General features: G+C 69.5%; 19 protein-coding genes. 9 read left to right on the forward strand and 10 right to left on the reverse strand.

The window, feature by feature from the left end; translation table 11 throughout:
• Window positions 1–110: 110 nt before the first annotated feature.
• Window positions 111–725: a TetR/AcrR family transcriptional regulator gene (locus tag ACWEOZ_RS28820; RefSeq protein ID WP_451913793.1), complete on the reverse strand. Its 615-nt coding sequence runs from the start codon at window positions 723–725 to the stop codon at window positions 111–113.
• A 112-nt stretch (window positions 726–837) separates the two neighbouring features.
• On the opposite strand from ACWEOZ_RS28820, the gene ACWEOZ_RS28825 reads away from it, so the two are divergent.
• A complete protein-coding gene (locus tag ACWEOZ_RS28825) occupies window positions 838–1,590 on the forward strand; it encodes a class I SAM-dependent methyltransferase (RefSeq protein WP_451913794.1) in 753 nt (250 codons plus the stop codon).
• A gap of 116 nt (window positions 1,591–1,706) precedes the next feature.
• Entirely contained in the window at window positions 1,707–2,945 is a 1,239-nt protein-coding gene (locus ACWEOZ_RS28830) for an acyl-CoA thioesterase/BAAT N-terminal domain-containing protein (RefSeq protein WP_451913795.1), read from the forward strand.
• Between the two features lie 72 nt (window positions 2,946–3,017).
• Here the strand turns inward: ACWEOZ_RS28830 and ACWEOZ_RS28835 are convergent, their stop codons facing one another.
• Complete coding sequence (locus tag ACWEOZ_RS28835) at window positions 3,018–3,485, reverse strand: SUKH-3 domain-containing protein (protein ID WP_451913796.1); 468 nt, start codon at window positions 3,483–3,485, stop codon at window positions 3,018–3,020.
• A 229-nt stretch (window positions 3,486–3,714) separates the two neighbouring features.
• On the opposite strand from ACWEOZ_RS28835, the gene ACWEOZ_RS28840 reads away from it, so the two are divergent.
• Entirely contained in the window at window positions 3,715–3,924 is a 210-nt protein-coding gene (locus tag ACWEOZ_RS28840) for a hypothetical protein (RefSeq protein ID WP_451913797.1), read from the forward strand.
• Window positions 3,925–3,976: 52 nt separating this feature from the next.
• On the opposite strand, the gene ACWEOZ_RS28845 is transcribed toward ACWEOZ_RS28840, so the two are convergent.
• The 4 genes from ACWEOZ_RS28845 to ACWEOZ_RS28860 form a co-directional block, all read right to left on the reverse strand.
• Entirely contained in the window at window positions 3,977–4,423 is a 447-nt protein-coding gene (locus ACWEOZ_RS28845) for a hypothetical protein (protein ID WP_451913798.1), read from the reverse strand.
• A gap of 288 nt (window positions 4,424–4,711) precedes the next feature.
• Window positions 4,712–5,152 carry a MarR family winged helix-turn-helix transcriptional regulator gene (locus ACWEOZ_RS28850; RefSeq protein WP_451913799.1) on the reverse strand — a complete coding sequence of 147 codons (441 nt, stop codon included), beginning with the start codon at window positions 5,150–5,152 and terminating at the stop codon, window positions 4,712–4,714.
• Complete coding sequence (locus ACWEOZ_RS28855) at window positions 5,149–5,568, reverse strand: EVE domain-containing protein (RefSeq protein ID WP_451913800.1); 420 nt, start codon at window positions 5,566–5,568, stop codon at window positions 5,149–5,151. The genes ACWEOZ_RS28850 and ACWEOZ_RS28855 overlap by 4 nt, the downstream gene beginning before the upstream one ends.
• Window positions 5,565–5,999 (reverse strand): SRPBCC family protein, encoded by a 435-nt coding sequence (locus ACWEOZ_RS28860; RefSeq protein WP_451913801.1) that lies wholly within the window; start codon window positions 5,997–5,999, stop codon window positions 5,565–5,567. The genes ACWEOZ_RS28855 and ACWEOZ_RS28860 overlap by 4 nt, the downstream gene beginning before the upstream one ends.
• A 122-nt stretch (window positions 6,000–6,121) precedes the next feature.
• On the opposite strand from ACWEOZ_RS28860, the gene ACWEOZ_RS28865 reads away from it, so the two are divergent.
• The 3 genes from ACWEOZ_RS28865 (at window position 6,122) to ACWEOZ_RS28875 (ending at window position 8,482) form a co-directional block, all read left to right on the forward strand.
• Complete coding sequence (locus tag ACWEOZ_RS28865) at window positions 6,122–6,841, forward strand: SAM-dependent methyltransferase (protein ID WP_451913802.1); 720 nt, start codon at window positions 6,122–6,124, stop codon at window positions 6,839–6,841.
• Between the two features lie 98 nt (window positions 6,842–6,939).
• Window positions 6,940–7,482, forward strand: a complete 543-nt coding sequence (locus tag ACWEOZ_RS28870; RefSeq protein ID WP_451913803.1) for a hypothetical protein — start codon at window positions 6,940–6,942, stop codon at window positions 7,480–7,482.
• A 202-nt stretch (window positions 7,483–7,684) separates the two neighbouring features.
• Window positions 7,685–8,482, forward strand: a complete 798-nt coding sequence (locus ACWEOZ_RS28875; protein WP_451913826.1) for a helix-turn-helix domain-containing protein — start codon at window positions 7,685–7,687, stop codon at window positions 8,480–8,482.
• A 3-nt stretch (window positions 8,483–8,485) separates the two neighbouring features.
• Here the strand turns inward: ACWEOZ_RS28875 and ACWEOZ_RS28880 are convergent, their stop codons facing one another.
• On the reverse strand, window positions 8,486–8,692 hold the full coding sequence (locus ACWEOZ_RS28880; RefSeq protein ID WP_451913804.1) for a DUF397 domain-containing protein: 207 nt from the start codon (window positions 8,690–8,692) through the stop codon (window positions 8,486–8,488).
• Window positions 8,693–9,010: 318 nt separating this feature from the next.
• Between ACWEOZ_RS28880 and ACWEOZ_RS28885 the strand changes: the two genes are divergently transcribed.
• A complete protein-coding gene (locus tag ACWEOZ_RS28885; protein ID WP_451913805.1) occupies window positions 9,011–9,967 on the forward strand; it encodes a GGDEF domain-containing protein in 957 nt (318 codons plus the stop codon).
• A 32-nt stretch (window positions 9,968–9,999) separates the two neighbouring features.
• Here ACWEOZ_RS28885 and ACWEOZ_RS28890 read toward each other — a convergent pair whose 3' ends face one another.
• Window positions 10,000–10,926, reverse strand: a complete 927-nt coding sequence (locus ACWEOZ_RS28890) for an NADP-dependent oxidoreductase (RefSeq protein ID WP_451913806.1) — start codon at window positions 10,924–10,926, stop codon at window positions 10,000–10,002.
• A gap of 349 nt (window positions 10,927–11,275) precedes the next feature.
• Between ACWEOZ_RS28890 and ACWEOZ_RS28895 the strand changes: the two genes are divergently transcribed.
• Entirely contained in the window at window positions 11,276–12,283 is a 1,008-nt protein-coding gene (locus ACWEOZ_RS28895) for a cellulose-binding domain-containing protein (protein WP_451913807.1), read from the forward strand.
• Window positions 12,284–12,567: 284 nt separating this feature from the next.
• Window positions 12,568–13,692 carry a trypsin-like serine protease gene (locus ACWEOZ_RS28900; protein ID WP_451913808.1) on the forward strand — a complete coding sequence of 375 codons (1,125 nt, stop codon included), beginning with the start codon at window positions 12,568–12,570 and terminating at the stop codon, window positions 13,690–13,692.
• 66 nt (window positions 13,693–13,758) lie between these two features.
• Here ACWEOZ_RS28900 and ACWEOZ_RS28905 read toward each other — a convergent pair whose 3' ends face one another.
• Window positions 13,759–14,574: an alpha/beta fold hydrolase gene (locus ACWEOZ_RS28905; RefSeq protein WP_451913809.1), complete on the reverse strand. Its 816-nt coding sequence runs from the start codon at window positions 14,572–14,574 to the stop codon at window positions 13,759–13,761.
• Between the two features lie 9 nt (window positions 14,575–14,583).
• Window positions 14,584–15,144, reverse strand: coding sequence for a DJ-1/PfpI family protein (locus ACWEOZ_RS28910; RefSeq protein ID WP_451913810.1), 561 nt, complete (start codon window positions 15,142–15,144; stop codon window positions 14,584–14,586).
• Window positions 15,145–15,200: the final 56 nt, after the last annotated feature.

Raw genomic sequence — 15,200 nt, forward strand, 5'->3', positions numbered from 1 at the left:
AGGAAATGCCCACGCGGAAAGCCCGGGTGCGCCGCATCCGGACACCGGCCAAGACCAGCTGAGCGGCACCCGGTCGCCCCGGCATCAGCTGGTGTCGCTCAGACTCCCGACTAGAGGTGCGCGTCGGCGTTGTCGTCGGTCTTGCCGGCCACACCGCACAGCCGTAGGGCGCTCTCGGCAAAGACGGAGTGCGCCTGATCGGGGGTGAGGTGTCCCGCGGCGACCTGGTCGGCTGCGGTGTGGACGAGTCCGATGATGGCGACAGCCAGCCAACCGGCCGACAGGGCAGTGTCGAAGTCGCCGGTGCGCTGTCCGCGCCGGATGATGCCTTCGAGCTGGGCCGTGCCGGCCGCGTGGCTGGTTTCGCTGCCCGGCGGAGTGCGGGCGAGGGCCGTGGTGAGCAGGTACGGATAGCGGCGGATGAGTTGCCAGCCGATGTCGAGATATTTGCGCAGGGCCGTGACCGGCGGGTCGGTGTCGAGGCCGGCGGCGTTCATCGCCTCGACGGTCTCGGCTCCCGCGGCGTCGATCAGTGCCGCGATCAGCGCGTCACGCGATGAGAAGTGGGCGTAGACGGTCTGGCGGGTGACGCCGGCCGCGTGGGCGAGCTCCTCCATGCTGGCGTCGGGCTGTTGGCCGAGCAGCGTGCGGGCCGCGGTGAGGATCGCGTCGATGCTCCGCCGGGCGTCGGAACGGCGGCGACGGGTCTCTGGCACCTCACTCATCACCTGGCAGGCTACCTGGACCGCCATCCTTGACACGCTGTAAGACTTCAATAAAACTTACAGCATGTAAAAGATACGGCGGATGTCGCCGCTGACTTCGAAGGAGTTCGGCATGACCGACAAGCCCCCGCGCGGCCGCCCGTTCTACGGCATCGACGCGCCACCGATCCCGGCGCTGCTCGGTGCGGCGGGCGTCGCCTCCGCTCTGACTGCCGCCGGCCGGCGAACCGGCCGTACCGCCCTGTCCGTCACCAGCGCGGTCCTGTTGACCGCCACGGGTATCTATCTGCACACCACGTTGCGCGGCAAGCTGCGCGCCTGGGACGACATCCTCGACCGGGCCGCCCTCAAGGGCGATGAGCAGGTGTTGGACCTGGGCTGCGGACGCGGCGCGGTACTGATCGCGGCAGCCCGCCGGCTCCCGCTGGGACGGTCCTTCGGTGTGGACCTGTGGTCGGCGGACCAGAGCGGCAACCGTCCCGAGGCCACCCTCGCCAACGCGGCGGCGGCCGGAGTCGCCGACCGGGTCGAGGTCCAGAGCGGCGACATGACGGCGCTGCCTTTCCCCGACAACTCGTTCGATGTCGTGACGAGCGCGATGGCCATTCACAACATCCCGTCGACGCAAGGGCGGCACCGCGCGCTGGACGAGGCGATCCGGGTGCTCCGCCCCGGCGGCAGACTGTTCATCGCCGACCCGTCGCCATTCGTCCGCAGATATGCCGCACACCTCGGGCAGGGCACACTCCGCGCGCTCGGGCCCGGTTACTGGTACCTCGGCCCCTTGATCACCGTGAGCCTCCTGCACGTCGTCAAACAGGGCACCACCGAGCATGAACAGCCAACGCCACCCACCGGCGCCTGACCCGTCCGCCGACTCGCCCCCCGTCTCGCTCCAGCGGCTTTTTCACGCCTTGGGTACGGGTGGCGCCGCCGCCATCGGGTTTGGTTGACTGGTCGCTGACTCGTCATGGGGGCGACATGCGTCGATGGTTGGCCGTTGCCGCGGCCGGGCTGCTGGTCGCGTCGGGATGCGGCAGTCCGGACGCCGACCACGTCAGGATCATGGTGGCGGCGCCGGCTGCGTTGTTCGACGCGCCGCTCGGTGTCACGGTCACCGGAGCGCCACCGGGCAGGCTCATCACCGTCACCGCGTCCACGACCGACAGTCATGGCGGCCTGTGGCGGTCGAGCGCCACGTTCCGTCCCGATTCGTCCGGCCGGATCGACCTGGCTCGGACGGCCCCGATGGCCGGCGACTACACCGGCGCGCACGACGCCGGACTCCTGTGGTCGATGACTGATCCCGGCGTCCACACCCTCGTCGCCCCGGTGATCACCGTCCACCTTGCCGCCTCGCTGGACGGGCGCTCGGTAGCGACCGCGTCGCTGACCCGCGAATGGGAGCCGCCCTCGGTCACCGAGCGGGAGACGCGCGTGGCGCAGGAAGGCTTCGCCGGAACCCTGTTCAGCCCGCGCGACACCACGGTCCGCCGGCCGGCCGTGCTCGCCTTCGGCGGCTCCGAAGGCGGAACGGCCAACGGAGTCCTCGTCGCCAGGGCACTGGCTGCGAAGGGCTATCCGGCGCTGGGTATCGGCTACTTCGACGTTCCCGGGCAGCCGAAAACCCTGAGGAACATTCCGCTGGAATACTTCGCCACCGCCGCACGGTGGCTGGCCCGCCAGCCCGGAGTGGACCCGCACCGGATCGAGGTCTACGGCTTCTCCCGCGGCTCGGAGGCCGCGCTCCTGCTCGCCGTCGACTTTCCCGGCCTGGTCGACGGGGTCGTCGCCGGCTCCCCCAGCTCGGTCGTGCACGCCGGCTATCCGAGCGGGATCGGACCGGCCTGGACCTTGCACGGGCGGCCGATCCCGTACGTCGACAACACCGAGAAGAACAACCCGCGACCGGCCGATGACCGGGTCAGAATCCCGGTGGAACGCATACGCGGCCCGGTGTTCCTGCTCTGCGGCCAAGACGACGCGGTCATGGCGAGCTGCCCGTTCACCCGGGCGATCGGCGACCGGCTGCGCGCGCGGCCCTACGCCGAGCTGCAGGAGCCGGACGCCGGCCACTACGTCGGAATCCCGGTCGCGGGAGGGGTCAACACGCCCGACGACAACGTCGGCGGTACCCAGCAGGCGGACGCCCTCGGCCGCTTGGAAGCCTGGTTCAAGCTGCTCAACTTTCTCGCGGCCCGGACGGAGCCTCCCCGCTGACGGCGCGGGCGCCCACCTCAATCAGCGACCGCTGTTGCCGCGACTGGCCTGCACCATCAGGTTGAAAAAGGCTCACCACCACCAGAGGGCGGTTTTGTCCCGATCGTCGGCGAGTAGCGCTCGAACGGCATTCTGGAGGCCGTTCGCCACCATCAGCAGCCCCGCGTCGCCACCGAGGAGAATATCGCCGTTATCGGCCAGGAGGACACGCTCCTCGGTGACGAAGGCCATTCCTACCCGCAGCACCGGACGGCCCAGCCGCTTGGAGTAGATCCGAATGTTGTGAATCGGTGCTTCCAGCGCGGCCTCGACCGTCGTGGCGAGCATGTTGTCATCGGCGCCGTGCTTGGCAGGCCACCGCACCACTATCTCGCCGTACTGCCTTATGAAGTCGCGCAGCCACGGGGTCACGGTATAGCCGTCCGATTCGTAACGCCGGCACGCCTCATTCAAGTCGACACGACCGAACTGCACCCGAGCCGGTGGCCTCACCAACTGCTCAAACGTCGCCTCACGCGGGTACGCCGCTTCGTCCGTCATCGTCTCCGCACCTCATCCACCGCATCCCCGGACCGATGACGGGCATCAGCGATCCCGGCGCCGCGGTCTATACCGGTGGCCTGCGGCGCATGACCTCGGCCACGGGACGGAAATGGAGCGACATCAGCGCCTCGCACCAGCCCGGTACTCTCGCTCTGACCGTATCCGACCGATCGGAGCATGCACTGCGATGAGCGCCATAGAGGATCCCGACTCAAGCAGTGAGGCAGTGGGTCCGGACCGACCGAGCGACGATCTGGAGCACTGGCTGTCGGATCTACGCGCCGAAGCGTCCAACGCCCCGGCCGACTGGCTCACCGACGAATCCGTCGATGAGCAGACCGACCAGACGGTGGAGCACAGCCCACCAGCCCCTGGCCCACGAGGCACGGACGCCGCCAAGCCCAGCGGCGGTGGACGCCACCGCGCCCCGGACTAGACCCCTCGGTCTCGCCTGAGTCCATCCGCTCCACCGATGATTCCGCAGGCCCTCACGAGGGCGACCGCATCCCACCGGCATCAGACGGCTGGAGCGCGTGCCACTCGCCGAGCTCACCGGCCCGCCCGGTCCGCAGGAAGGACAGCACCAGGTCCCACGCGCGATGGACTCCCAGGACGACGTCGCCGTTGAACCGTGCCAGTTCGTCCATGACCGGCAGCTTGACGTACGCCTCCTCGGGCACGCTGTCGTCCCCGGCGAGGACGAAGGACCGCGCTACGGGCGCAGCGACGTGCAGATGAATGACCGCGCACTCGCCGCGGAAGCCGATGGTCAGCCGGGGGGATTCGACGTCCGGAACCTCGGCTTCGATGTAGCCACGGACGCGACGACGGCGCAGCCGGCGGAAGTGGTCGTCCAATTCAGCCGGCTCGGACCGCACCGGTGCGGGGACAAAACGGCGCGAACCAGGCTCCGTCGCGGACCAGACCACATCCATCGCCGAAGTGTAGGGGTCCGCCCCACTGAGGGCCGCCGGCGACCCGGCACCCGGCGCCGTGCAGCAGCACAGCCTCTCCGTCGAGGCGCACGGGAGAGTCACCGACTGCGGCCAAAGCCCCGCACGATCAACGCGGAACTTACTGTCCACATAGGGCAGCCGACTGAAGACGACGAGGCACTCCGCCTTCCCCCGGCGGGACGTTCATGAAGACCGAAATCGGGATTGATCGTTGTTTCGCGGCGTGCGAGGGCCTGGCCGATGTGGCGGCGCCTCGGAGCGCAGGTCTCAGGACTCGCGGAGGGTCCGCAGTGCCTTGGTGAATGCCGGCAGCTCGGCGCCGAGGACGGCGAAAAGGGCGGCATCGCATGCCTCGACCGCGACCACAGCCTGGTTGACGAGGTCACGACCGGCCTCCGTGACGGCTACGGCCCGGGCTCGCCCGTCGGTGGGATGCGGGGGCCGGTGCACCAGGGCACGGCTTTCCAGCGTGCGGAGCACCTGGGACGTCATCATCGGATCGGTGGCCGCCATACCGGCGAGAGCCTTCTGGGTCACGGGCCCGGAGGTCTCCAGGTAGGTGAGCGTCGCCAGCAGCACGAACTGCACGTGGGTGATGTCGAAGGGTTTCAGCGCCGCCCGCTGCGCCGCCTGCCACCGGTTGGTGACCTGCCACAACAGCAGGCCCGGGCTCTCGTCGGCGCTGTCGTGCCGAGTGGCCAGGCTCATGCCGCCACCGGATGTTGCTGCATGGCCCGGTGGATCCGGCTGAAGTCGTCATCGGTGAGCTGGACGAGGCCGCGACGCAACTGGACACCCCAGCCTGCCTGGGCGGTGAAGGCCAGCCCCAGCGACCGGATCGGTGTCTCGACCACGTTCGGAAGGTAGTCGACCCGGCGCCGCCACGGATGGAAGTCTCCTTCGTGGGCCTGCCAGATCTCGTCGTCGGCGACCACGCCGAGTGCGGTGAACGCCTGCAGTGGTTCGCCGCCGCGCAAGCTGGCCCGCGGCGAGTAGTAGACGAGCCAGTCGCCGGCCGTGAGCCGGGCGAGTCCGTCCCGCTTGCCGTGACCGAGCTGGGCGATGCCGCGCTCGGTGCCACGCCGCACGTGGTCACGGCACACCACACCGAGCCAGTGGTTCATGCCGGCACCTCGGTCGTACGGGCGGCTACTTCCAGGCGGGCGAGATCGTCGCTCAGGCCTTTGGCGATGTTCTTGCCCAGGACGGCGTTCCAGAAGAAGGTGAGCGGGCCGGCCAGGGTGACGCGCACCGAGATCGTGGTGCGGCCGTCAGCGTCCACCGTCACCAGGTGCTGGAACGTCAGTCGCGCGCCCCACAGCAGGGACACGTCGGTGAACTCCCGGCCCGGCACTAGTGAGGTCACGACGAACCGGGTGGCCGGACCACCCTTGGGCTTCAGCGTCCCGGTCGCGCCGGTGCGGAAGGGCCCGTCGAGGCGTACCCATTCGGTGTCGGTGTTCCACTCCGGCCAAGTGGCCATGTCAGCCCAGCGGGCGAAGAACGCCTGAGGCCGGACGTCGGAGGTGAGCTGAGCGGTGGCGATCGTCTTCATGGATTTAGTATGCGCGCTTACTATCTTGCTGGCAAGTGGCTTCTCCCTCCGTCCCGGGGATGACCGCAGGACCGATCCCCGGACCGATGCGGTCGGACCCTCGGCAACGGTCTAGTAGAGGCATGACGAACGATCTCGCTCCCGCCCCCCACCGCGGTTCCTACGGCATCGACGCCCCGTACCTGCTCGCCGTACCGACGGCGCTCGTCCTGTCCACCTGGTGGCAGGTCATCATCACCAAGTCCGCCTGGCCCCTGGTCGGTGCGGGGCTGATCCTCGCCTGTGTCGGGCTTTCGGTGCATGCCACCAGGCGCGGCAAGTTCGTCGTCTGGGACGAACTGCTCGGATCCCTGCGCGGCGACGAGCGGCTGCTCGACATCGGCTGCGGGCGTGGTGCGGTGCTGATGACCGCGGCCCACCGGCTGCCGCGGGGCCGGGCCGTCGGCGTCGACCTGTGGCGGGCGCAGGACCAGTCGGGCAACTCGGCCCGGGCGACCCGGCGCAACGCCTTCCTCGAAGGTGTCGCCGACCGGGTCGACGTGGAGACCGGTGACCTGACCGACCTGCCGTTCCCGGCCGGCTCCTTCGACGTGGTGGTCTCCATGAGCGCATTGCACAACGTCGGCCGGGACCGGGCCGACCTGGCGATCGACGAGGCGGTGCGGATGCTGCGCCCCGGCGGCCGCCTGCTGATCGCGGACATCCGGTTCACCCGCCGCTACGAGCGGCGCCTGCGTCACCTCGGCCTGCGCGACGTCACCCGGCGCGGGCTGGGCTGGCGGCTCTGGTGGAGCGGCCCGTGGCTGCGCTCGACCCTGGTCACGGCCACCCGGCCGGCGTAGCCCCGTACGGGAGAACAAGGTCTCTGATCAGCGGCCTTGGGTCGCACCGGGTCGGCCAAGCGCCCACGCGCTCGCTCCCGAGCCCATACCCTGAGGGTGTGCATACCGTCCTCAGCAAGGGCAGCCGGTTGGATCCGGACGTCAAGCTCCCGGAGCACGCCGGCCTGACGATGGTCACCGGGGCGCCGGTGGAGCTGCTGCTGGCGCTGCGTCGTCCGCACGACCTCGAGGTGCAAGCGGTCACCGCGGCCCCGACCCAGTTCGCGTGGATCGACGTCGGTGCTGCGGGGGTCCTGTTGTACCGCCTCGGACCGGTGCTGCCCTGGGGGCAGGTGACCTTCCACCCCCACATGGTCCCCGCCGAGGAGGGACCGGCCGGCGTCGACGGCACGCACGGCGTGCGGATCACGCTGGTCGACCGGGACAGCAGGGTGGTCCGGGCGGTGCACCGGGTGCGGTGGCCGGCCGCCTTCCTGTCGGTGGTACGGCAGTCGGTGGCCAAGATGCAGGAGACGCCGTACGACCGCCTGGCTCACCAGCACGCCGTTGCCGCGTTGAACCGCCGTTACCGGACACCCGAGGACCTGCTGATCGACCGGGTCGACGCGCAATGCACTGCCGTACCGATCCGCGCGGGGTGACCTCGCACAGGCCTGTGCACGCGGCCGCCCCGGAGCACCGGCGCGCATAAACGCGATCAAGGGCTCGTCGCCTCCGCCACGTTCGGTGAGCAACGACGGGTTGCCTTTTGACAACGCGGCGTTGCGGGTACGGTGGTCGGCGTCACCGTCCACACGGGTTGGCAAGGCGGAGGTAAGGGTGCCGGTCACAGGCCAACGCGTCGTGCGGCGGGCGTTGGGGCGGCGGTTGACGCGGCTGCGCACGGCGTCCGGGATGAGCCGGCGTGATGTGGTGGAGGCGCGGCTGGGCATCTCGGAGCCGACGCTGCACCGCATCGAGACGGGCAAGGTGCCGGTCACCGGGGCCAACGTACGCGCGCTCTGCTGGCTCTACGGCGCGGACCAGAGCATCACCGACGCGCTGGCCGACCTCGCGCTGGGCACCTCACAGCAGGAGTGGTGGGACGCCAGTCCGGTCATCCCCGAATGGTTCAAGCTGTACGTCGGGCTGGAGGCGTCCGCGTCGCGCATGTTCGGGTACGACGGCGAGGTGATCCCCGGCGAGCTGCAGACCCCGGAGTACGCGCGAGCCGTCTTCGGCGCCGAGCAGCCGGTCGACTCGGAGATCGCCGAGCGCCACATCAATCTCCGCATGCAGCGGCAGAGGACGCTCTTCGCCCGCCAACCACCGGTCCGCCTCGTGACGGTGCTCGGCGAGGGAGCATTGACCCGGACGGTCGGCGGCGAGCAGGTGATGAAGGGGCAGATCGAGCATCTGCGGCGGCTGTCCCAGGAGGATACGGTCGACGTCCGGGTGCTGCCGTTCTCGGTCGGAGCGCACGCGGCGATGGCCGGCGCCTTCCGGATCCTGGAGTTCGACGACCCGGACGATCCGGACGTGGTCTACCTCGAATCCCACGTGGGCGCGCTCTACCTGGAGGAGCAGGTCGAGGTCGACGAATACCGGCGGATCTTCGAGCTCATCAGCAAGGATTCCGTACCGGTCGGAGAGTTCCGCTGACGATCAGTCGGTCAGCAGCTGGTCGAACTCCCCGCGCTTGGCACCGAACAGGAACGAGTCCCACTCCTCGAGGGTGAACACCACGGTGCCGGCCTCGCGTGCCTTGCTGTTGCGGACCTCGATGAGGTCGTCCTGGCGGCGGGCCTCGACGCAACTGCCTCCGTTGCCCGTCGACCTGCTGGAAATGATCCAGCCGGTTTCGCCACTCATCAGTGCCCCTCCTTCTGGAGTTGCTTACGGTGGGTCATCGGTTTGCCACCGGTCCAGCGGCCCGACGCCCCTCCCATTACCGGTCTGAACTGGGAAAACGGTGCTTCAGGCCCAGGAACGGCTCTTTCACCACGAAAGAGCACGTACCTAAAGTAGCCGAAACCCGCCACGGATGCATCATGTCAGCGTGATAGTTGTCCCCGTGAAATCTTGCACGGGCCTCGGGCGACTGCCATGATTCCCCTGTGGCGCTCGGCGAGGCCTCGCCGTCGACTCGACAGCTCCCGCTGGTCCGCCGCAGTCTGGAGAGGACGGCCGATGCGGATCCTCGATTCTGCCGCCGCCGACACGAGCGGTGCACCGCCGGATGACGCGCAGCCGCGGACCAAGCCCGAAACCGCCCGCCTCCAGGCCCGCATCGATCAGCTCGCGGCGCACGTCCAGCAGCTGGAGCGGGAGCGCGCCTCACTGCAGTGGATGGCCGACCACGACGAGCTCACCGGACTCGCCAACCGGCGCCTCTTCCACGCGCTCGCCCCGGAGCTGCTGCGCGACGCCGACAGCTCGACGGCCGTCCTGATCCTCGACCTCAACGGTTTCAAGCCGATCAACGACACGTACGGGCACGATGCCGGCGATGAAGTCCTCCGCGTGGTCGCCCGGCGCATGGCCGCCTGCTTGGGCGATCACCTGGTGGCCCGGTTCGGCGGTGACGAGTTCGCCGCACTGCCCCGCGCCCCGCGTACCGACGTCCCGGAGGCGTGGTGGCAGGAGGTGGCCGGCTCGCTGAGCGCCGCGATCGCACCCCCGATGGACGTGAAGGGCCACACCCTGTCCGTCACCGCCTCGATCGGCGTCGTACCGGCCGGCCGCTCCGCCGACCTGGCCGATCTGCTGCGGCGCGCGGACCAGGCGATGTTCAGCGCCAAGCGGCACGCGAAGACCACCGACAAGGCCGGTATCACCTGGGTTGTGGCCAAGGAGAGCGACCACCACACCGAGACGTACGAGCCGGCCGTGACCGCCGGATCCCTGCCGGGTCTGACCGGCCCGGGAGCGGCGGTGGCGTGCCGGCCAGGCGACCCGGTATGGGTGCACCGCAGTGGCGCCCGTCGTGCGGGAGTGGTCGAGAGTGCCTGCGAATGGGCGGCCCTGGTTCGTTACCGCTGCCTGAACGGCGCCGGCACGATGGTCGACACAATCCCCACGAACTGTCTCACGGTGCGAGCCGAAGCCGATCCGTACCTGGACCGGAAGTCCTCCACAGACCGGTGAGCGCGCGAGCTGACGGCCGCCACGCTCCCCCGTCAGCCCACCGTCAGCACGAGCTTTCCGTGCAGGCCACCGGCCAGCACCCGCCGGTGGGCGTCGGCCGCTTCGGTCAACGGCATCGTGACCGCCACGCGCGTGCGCAGCCGTCCCGTCGCCACCTGCCCCACCAAGTCGGCCAACAGCTCGCGGTCGTGCCGGATGAGTTGCAGCTCCTGGCGCACCCCGCGCGCCGGAACGATGGCCGGCGTCGGCCGGGTCACGACCACGATTCCCCTGTCCTCGACGGCAGCGGCCGCCGCCTCGCCGACCGGGACGGCATCGAACACCGCGGCCACCGGCCCCACCTTGGCGAGGTCGACGGATCGGGGAACCACCTCGTGAGCGCCGAGCCCTTGCACCCACCGCTCATCCTCGTGGCTGGCCTGCGCCAGAACACGGTAGCCGCTCTGAACGGCAAGCTGGGTGGCGAAGCCGCCGACACCGCCGCTGGCGCCGGTGACCAGAATGCTGCTGCCGGCCGGAAGCATGGCCAATGACACCAGGGACAGCCCCTGGTGTGCGGTCTGGGCGTTGAGCGGCACCGTGGCTGCGGACACGTAGTCGAGCCCGTCCGGCAACCGCACCAACCAGTCCGTGTCAGCCGCCACCAACTCGGCGTAGCCACCCGGTGCACCCCGGGTCGAATACCACGGAATCATCCCGACGACACGGTCGCCGACGCCGAACTCAGCCGTGCCGGGGCCGACCGAGGCCACCTCGCCGGCGATGTCCCACCCGGGCGAGAACGGCGGCACATCCGGCCCGAGAGGGATCTCTCCGGTGGTGGCAGCGACGTCAGCCGGGTGCACACAGACCGCACAGATCCGGACCACAACCTGCCCCGGCCCGGCCTCGGGCTCGGGGAGCTCGGTCACCTGCAACACCTCAGGACCGCCAAGTGCGGCCGCGACGACTCCCAGCACGCGTCCACTCTAGACCCCGGGCACCCGCCGGACAGCCCTGTCGTCGGCCGGCGTGGGGATCAACCGCTGAGCGCCTTCCACCCGGTCCGGTTCGCTTGCCGCCGGCCGGAGCTCACCACCATGAGCGCGGCAAGGCGTCCCGAAAACTTTCGGCGTACTGGCATCGGCTCTAACCAGCAGAATGCCCGCCAGACCCTATCGACAAGCGTCGATAGCTGCTACCTTCCGAAAACGATTTCGCCAGCCCTGCACTGGCCTCGATCAGGAAGGAAACAAGATGGCACCTGGACGCACTCGGCGCCTTTGGGCAGTCGTGCTCGCGGTCGGCCTGGGCGCGACACTCTCGGTCATGACGATGACGGCGCACGCCGCCGCCGCCGGCTGCCGGGTGTCGTACACGGTCGGTTCGCAATGGCAGGGCGGTTTCGGCGCCTCCGTGGCAGTGACCAACCTCGGTGACCCGATCAACGGGTGGACGCTGCGCTGGTCGTACGACGCCGGGCAGACCGTCGGCCAGGCGTGGAACGCCACAGTCACCCAGTCCGGGGCGGCGGTCACCGCGGCCGGCATGAGCTACAACGCGGCACTGGCCACCGGCGCGAGCGCGTCGTTCGGCTTCAACGGAACCTGGACCGGGTCGAACCCGATACCGACCGGCTTCACTCTGAACAACGTCGCCTGCACCGGCAGCACCACCGCGACGACTCCGCCTCCAGCCGAGCCGACCACGACGCCGCCGACCGCTCCGACCACGAAGCCGCCGACCGGAACGCCGCCGGCCCGGACTGTCCGGGTCTACTGGCTCAAGCCCACCGACAAGGCGTTCGACCAGCGGTACCCCGACGGCATCACCAGCGTCATGAAGGAAGCGCAACGGTTCTTCAAGGCTCAGCTCGGCAAGACGTTCACCCTGAACGACCCGGTGGTCGAGGTGGTCAACGGCCTGCACGACACGAACTGGTACGTCACCAACAACTGCACCGGCAGTGACCACTACTGGTGCGTGGTCGAGAACGGTCAGCGCGAGCTGCAGCAGCGGTTCGGCGCCGACAGCCGATGGATCAACGTCGAAGAGGTCAGCGCCGAGGAGACGAACCGGTCCGGCGGCGGTGGGGGCAACGGCTGGGTGCTGCTCAGCGGCCACGACGCCGACGGCGCCGCGGGCGTCAACGGCCCGATCAACCGCTGGTACGGCGGAATGGTCCACGAACTGGGCCACGCCTTCGGCCTGCCCGACGCCACCTCGACCGACGGCACCTGCATGTCGGCCTCGCTCTACGACTACCCCAACTGCACCTTCAGCCAGACCCAGAAGAACGGCATCCTCAACGGCCCGTTCGCCGGTTTCCTGTCCTGACGACCGTCACCACGTACGCGGGTGGGCCGATCTACCGCGATCGGCCCACCCACGCTTCCATTTGCCGATGTCGATGTAAAGGGTTGTTAACAACACCCTGACGCTCTACCGTTGACAACGATGTCAGTCAATGGATCGCAGTAAGCCCCGCAGCGTTTCTTGCCGCCTTCCCCCATTCGGTCGACAAGAGGAGGTCTCTTCCCCAGCGCTGTCGACGCAATCCCTCGGCGTCACCATCCCCACCGGTGCGCGTCCCGCACGCGTGCCCAGCGAAAGGCACTCGGATGACACGTAGCAAGCGCCTCGGCGCAGCTGTCAGCGTCGCCGTTCTGGCGGCCACCGTCCTGGCAGCTGCCCCCGCCACCGCCTCCTCCCCCACCGCCTTCCCGTTCCCCGAGAACGCCCGCCGGCAGATTCCGCTCGTTCAAGCGGCCGGCGCCATCCGTCAGGAGATCGAGCGCAACGCCTACCCCGGATACGCCGGGATCGAGCTTCAGGACAAGCAGGTCGTCGTGTGGTGGAAGGGCACACCGCCCACCCGGATCAGGCAGACGATCGCCACCTCCCGGTCGATCGCCCCCGTACGCATCGGCGTGGCCGAGCACTCCCTGCAGGAGCTGCGGGCCGCGGGCGCCAGACTGCGCTCGGCGTACGCCGCACAGCAGCCACGGATCAAGTACGCCGTGGACGGCAGCAAAGTCGTCGTCGCCACGAGCGTGCGGACGGGCGCCACCCGGCTGGCCCCGGAGGTCGGGGTACCGGTCGAAGTCGTCGACCAGGGCGCGAAGGTGCTGACCAGCAGGCGCGACGACTGGGCGCCCTGGAAGAGCGGCGCCGATCAGATCAACGGTAATTCGCGCTGCACGACCGGCTTCCCCGTGCGCAACGGCAACAACGAACGGTTCATCCTGACCGCCGGGCACTGCGGGAGCAACGGCAATCAGATCCGCGACGGCGCCGGCGAATTCATCGGTACGTTCACCGCCGACAACGACGGCCACGACATCGCCCTGATCAGCACCCCGGGCAACGTGGACAACGTCATGTACGTCGGCGGGCTGGACAGCAACGCCGTCGCCACCGTCGCCGGGTGGGACTGGACGTTCCCCGGCGAGTACCTCTGCCAGAGTGGCGGTTCCTCCGCCCGCGACATCGGCGGTCCCGTGTGCGGGCTGCGGGTCGAGAAGTACAACACCGACCCGGGCGACGCCGTCGAGGCCCGCCAGGTCGACGGCCAGCCGGCGGTGCGCGGCGGCGACAGCGGCGGGCCCGTCTACGGTCCGGGCGCCAACGGCACAGTGATCGCCAAGGGCATCAACAACTACACCTACGTCGGCAACAACACCATCCTGGGCTTCCAGGACTTCGGCACCGCGACCCGCGACTACGGCATCTGGATCGTCGAGTAGCACCCCAGCCGGTAACAGCGCTCGGCATCGACATGGACCGGCCCCTGGACGGGGGCCGGTCCATGCTCAATCGGCCACGCGGAGGAAGCAGGACAGGAGAAGCCTGAACTCGTACGGGTGCTCGATCGCCGGCACGTGACCACATCGGCCGAGCACGTGCAGACGGACATCGGCCAGGTGTCCGAGCAAGGGCAGGGCTGCCGTCCTGAGCGGGGTCACTCGGTCGTCGGCACCGTGAACGAGCAGCACGGGCGCGCGGACCGCTGCCAGCGTCCGCGCCGAGAGGGTGAGGTCGTCGACCCACCGGGCCCGGGGCGGCGGGAACAACGACGCGAATGCGGCTTCCCCCGCTCGCATCGCCGCCGCGCGGGCATCGACGGCCGCATCGGTCACGAGCGCCTGGTCGAGGACGAGGCGACCCAGCATGTCTCGTGCTCCGATCGGGCCGGCGGGGGCGGCCCAGATCGCGTCGAGCCCGGCGGACAGCGGCGCCCCGGGGGCGCCCATCGTCGAGACCGCCACGACCCGGGTGACGTGCTGGGGGCGCGCGGCCGCCAGCGCCAGCGCCACGGCGCCGCCCATGGAGTGGCCCACCACGGCGTAGCTCTCGTGACCGAGAGCGTCCATCAGGCTGGCGGCCTGCTCCGTCCACAGCCGGAGCCCACCCCGCAAGCCCGCCGGGATCGGCGTACGGCCGAACCCCGCCTGGTCAGGAGCAACCACGTGCCAGGACGGGCCCAGCGCCTGCGCGGTTGTCGTCCAGGCGCCGGACCCGGTCGTGCCGGGTCCGGAGCCGTGCAGCATCAGCACCGCGGGCCCGGTGCCGCTCTCCAGGACGTGAACGGGAGATCCGTCGACTGTGACGGTCTGATGTATCGACACGGGCGCAGATCAGTTGTTTACGGACTTCGAGAAGAGCTCCATCATGGCCCGGCCGAACTGCGGCATGTCGGGCCACCCGCGGCAGGAGACGAGGTTGCCGTCCACGACGTCGGGAGCATCGATGACCGTCGCGCCCGCGTTCTCCATGTCACCTGTGATGGGGGGAAAACATGCCGTCTTCCGGCCTTTCAGCAGCCCGTACACCGCCGGCACCTGGGCGCCGTGGCACACCAGCGCGATGGGGAGGTTGCGCGCGAAGAAGTGCTCGGTGATGCGCCTGACGTCGGCGTCGACCCGGATCCACTCGGGAGCACGTCCCCCGGGGATGATCAGGGCGTCATAGCGCTCGACGTCGACGTCGGCCCAGGGCACGTCGACCGGCAGCTTCCTGCCGTTCTTCTCCACGTAGGCGTCGGAGTTGGGGTCGAACTCGTGGATGACCAGTTGCACGTCACGCATCGTCCGTGACGAGACGTCGACGTCCCAGCCGCCCTCCTGCACGCGGTAGTAGGGATACATGGTGTCGAGCTCCTCGGCGGCGTCGCCGGTCAGGAGCAGCGCTCTGGGCACCTGCTTCTCCTCGCATCTGGGTGGGGCGTGTGAGGTAGATCCAATCCGATCCGATC

This window comes from Actinoplanes sp. NPDC004185 (assembly GCF_053603475.1).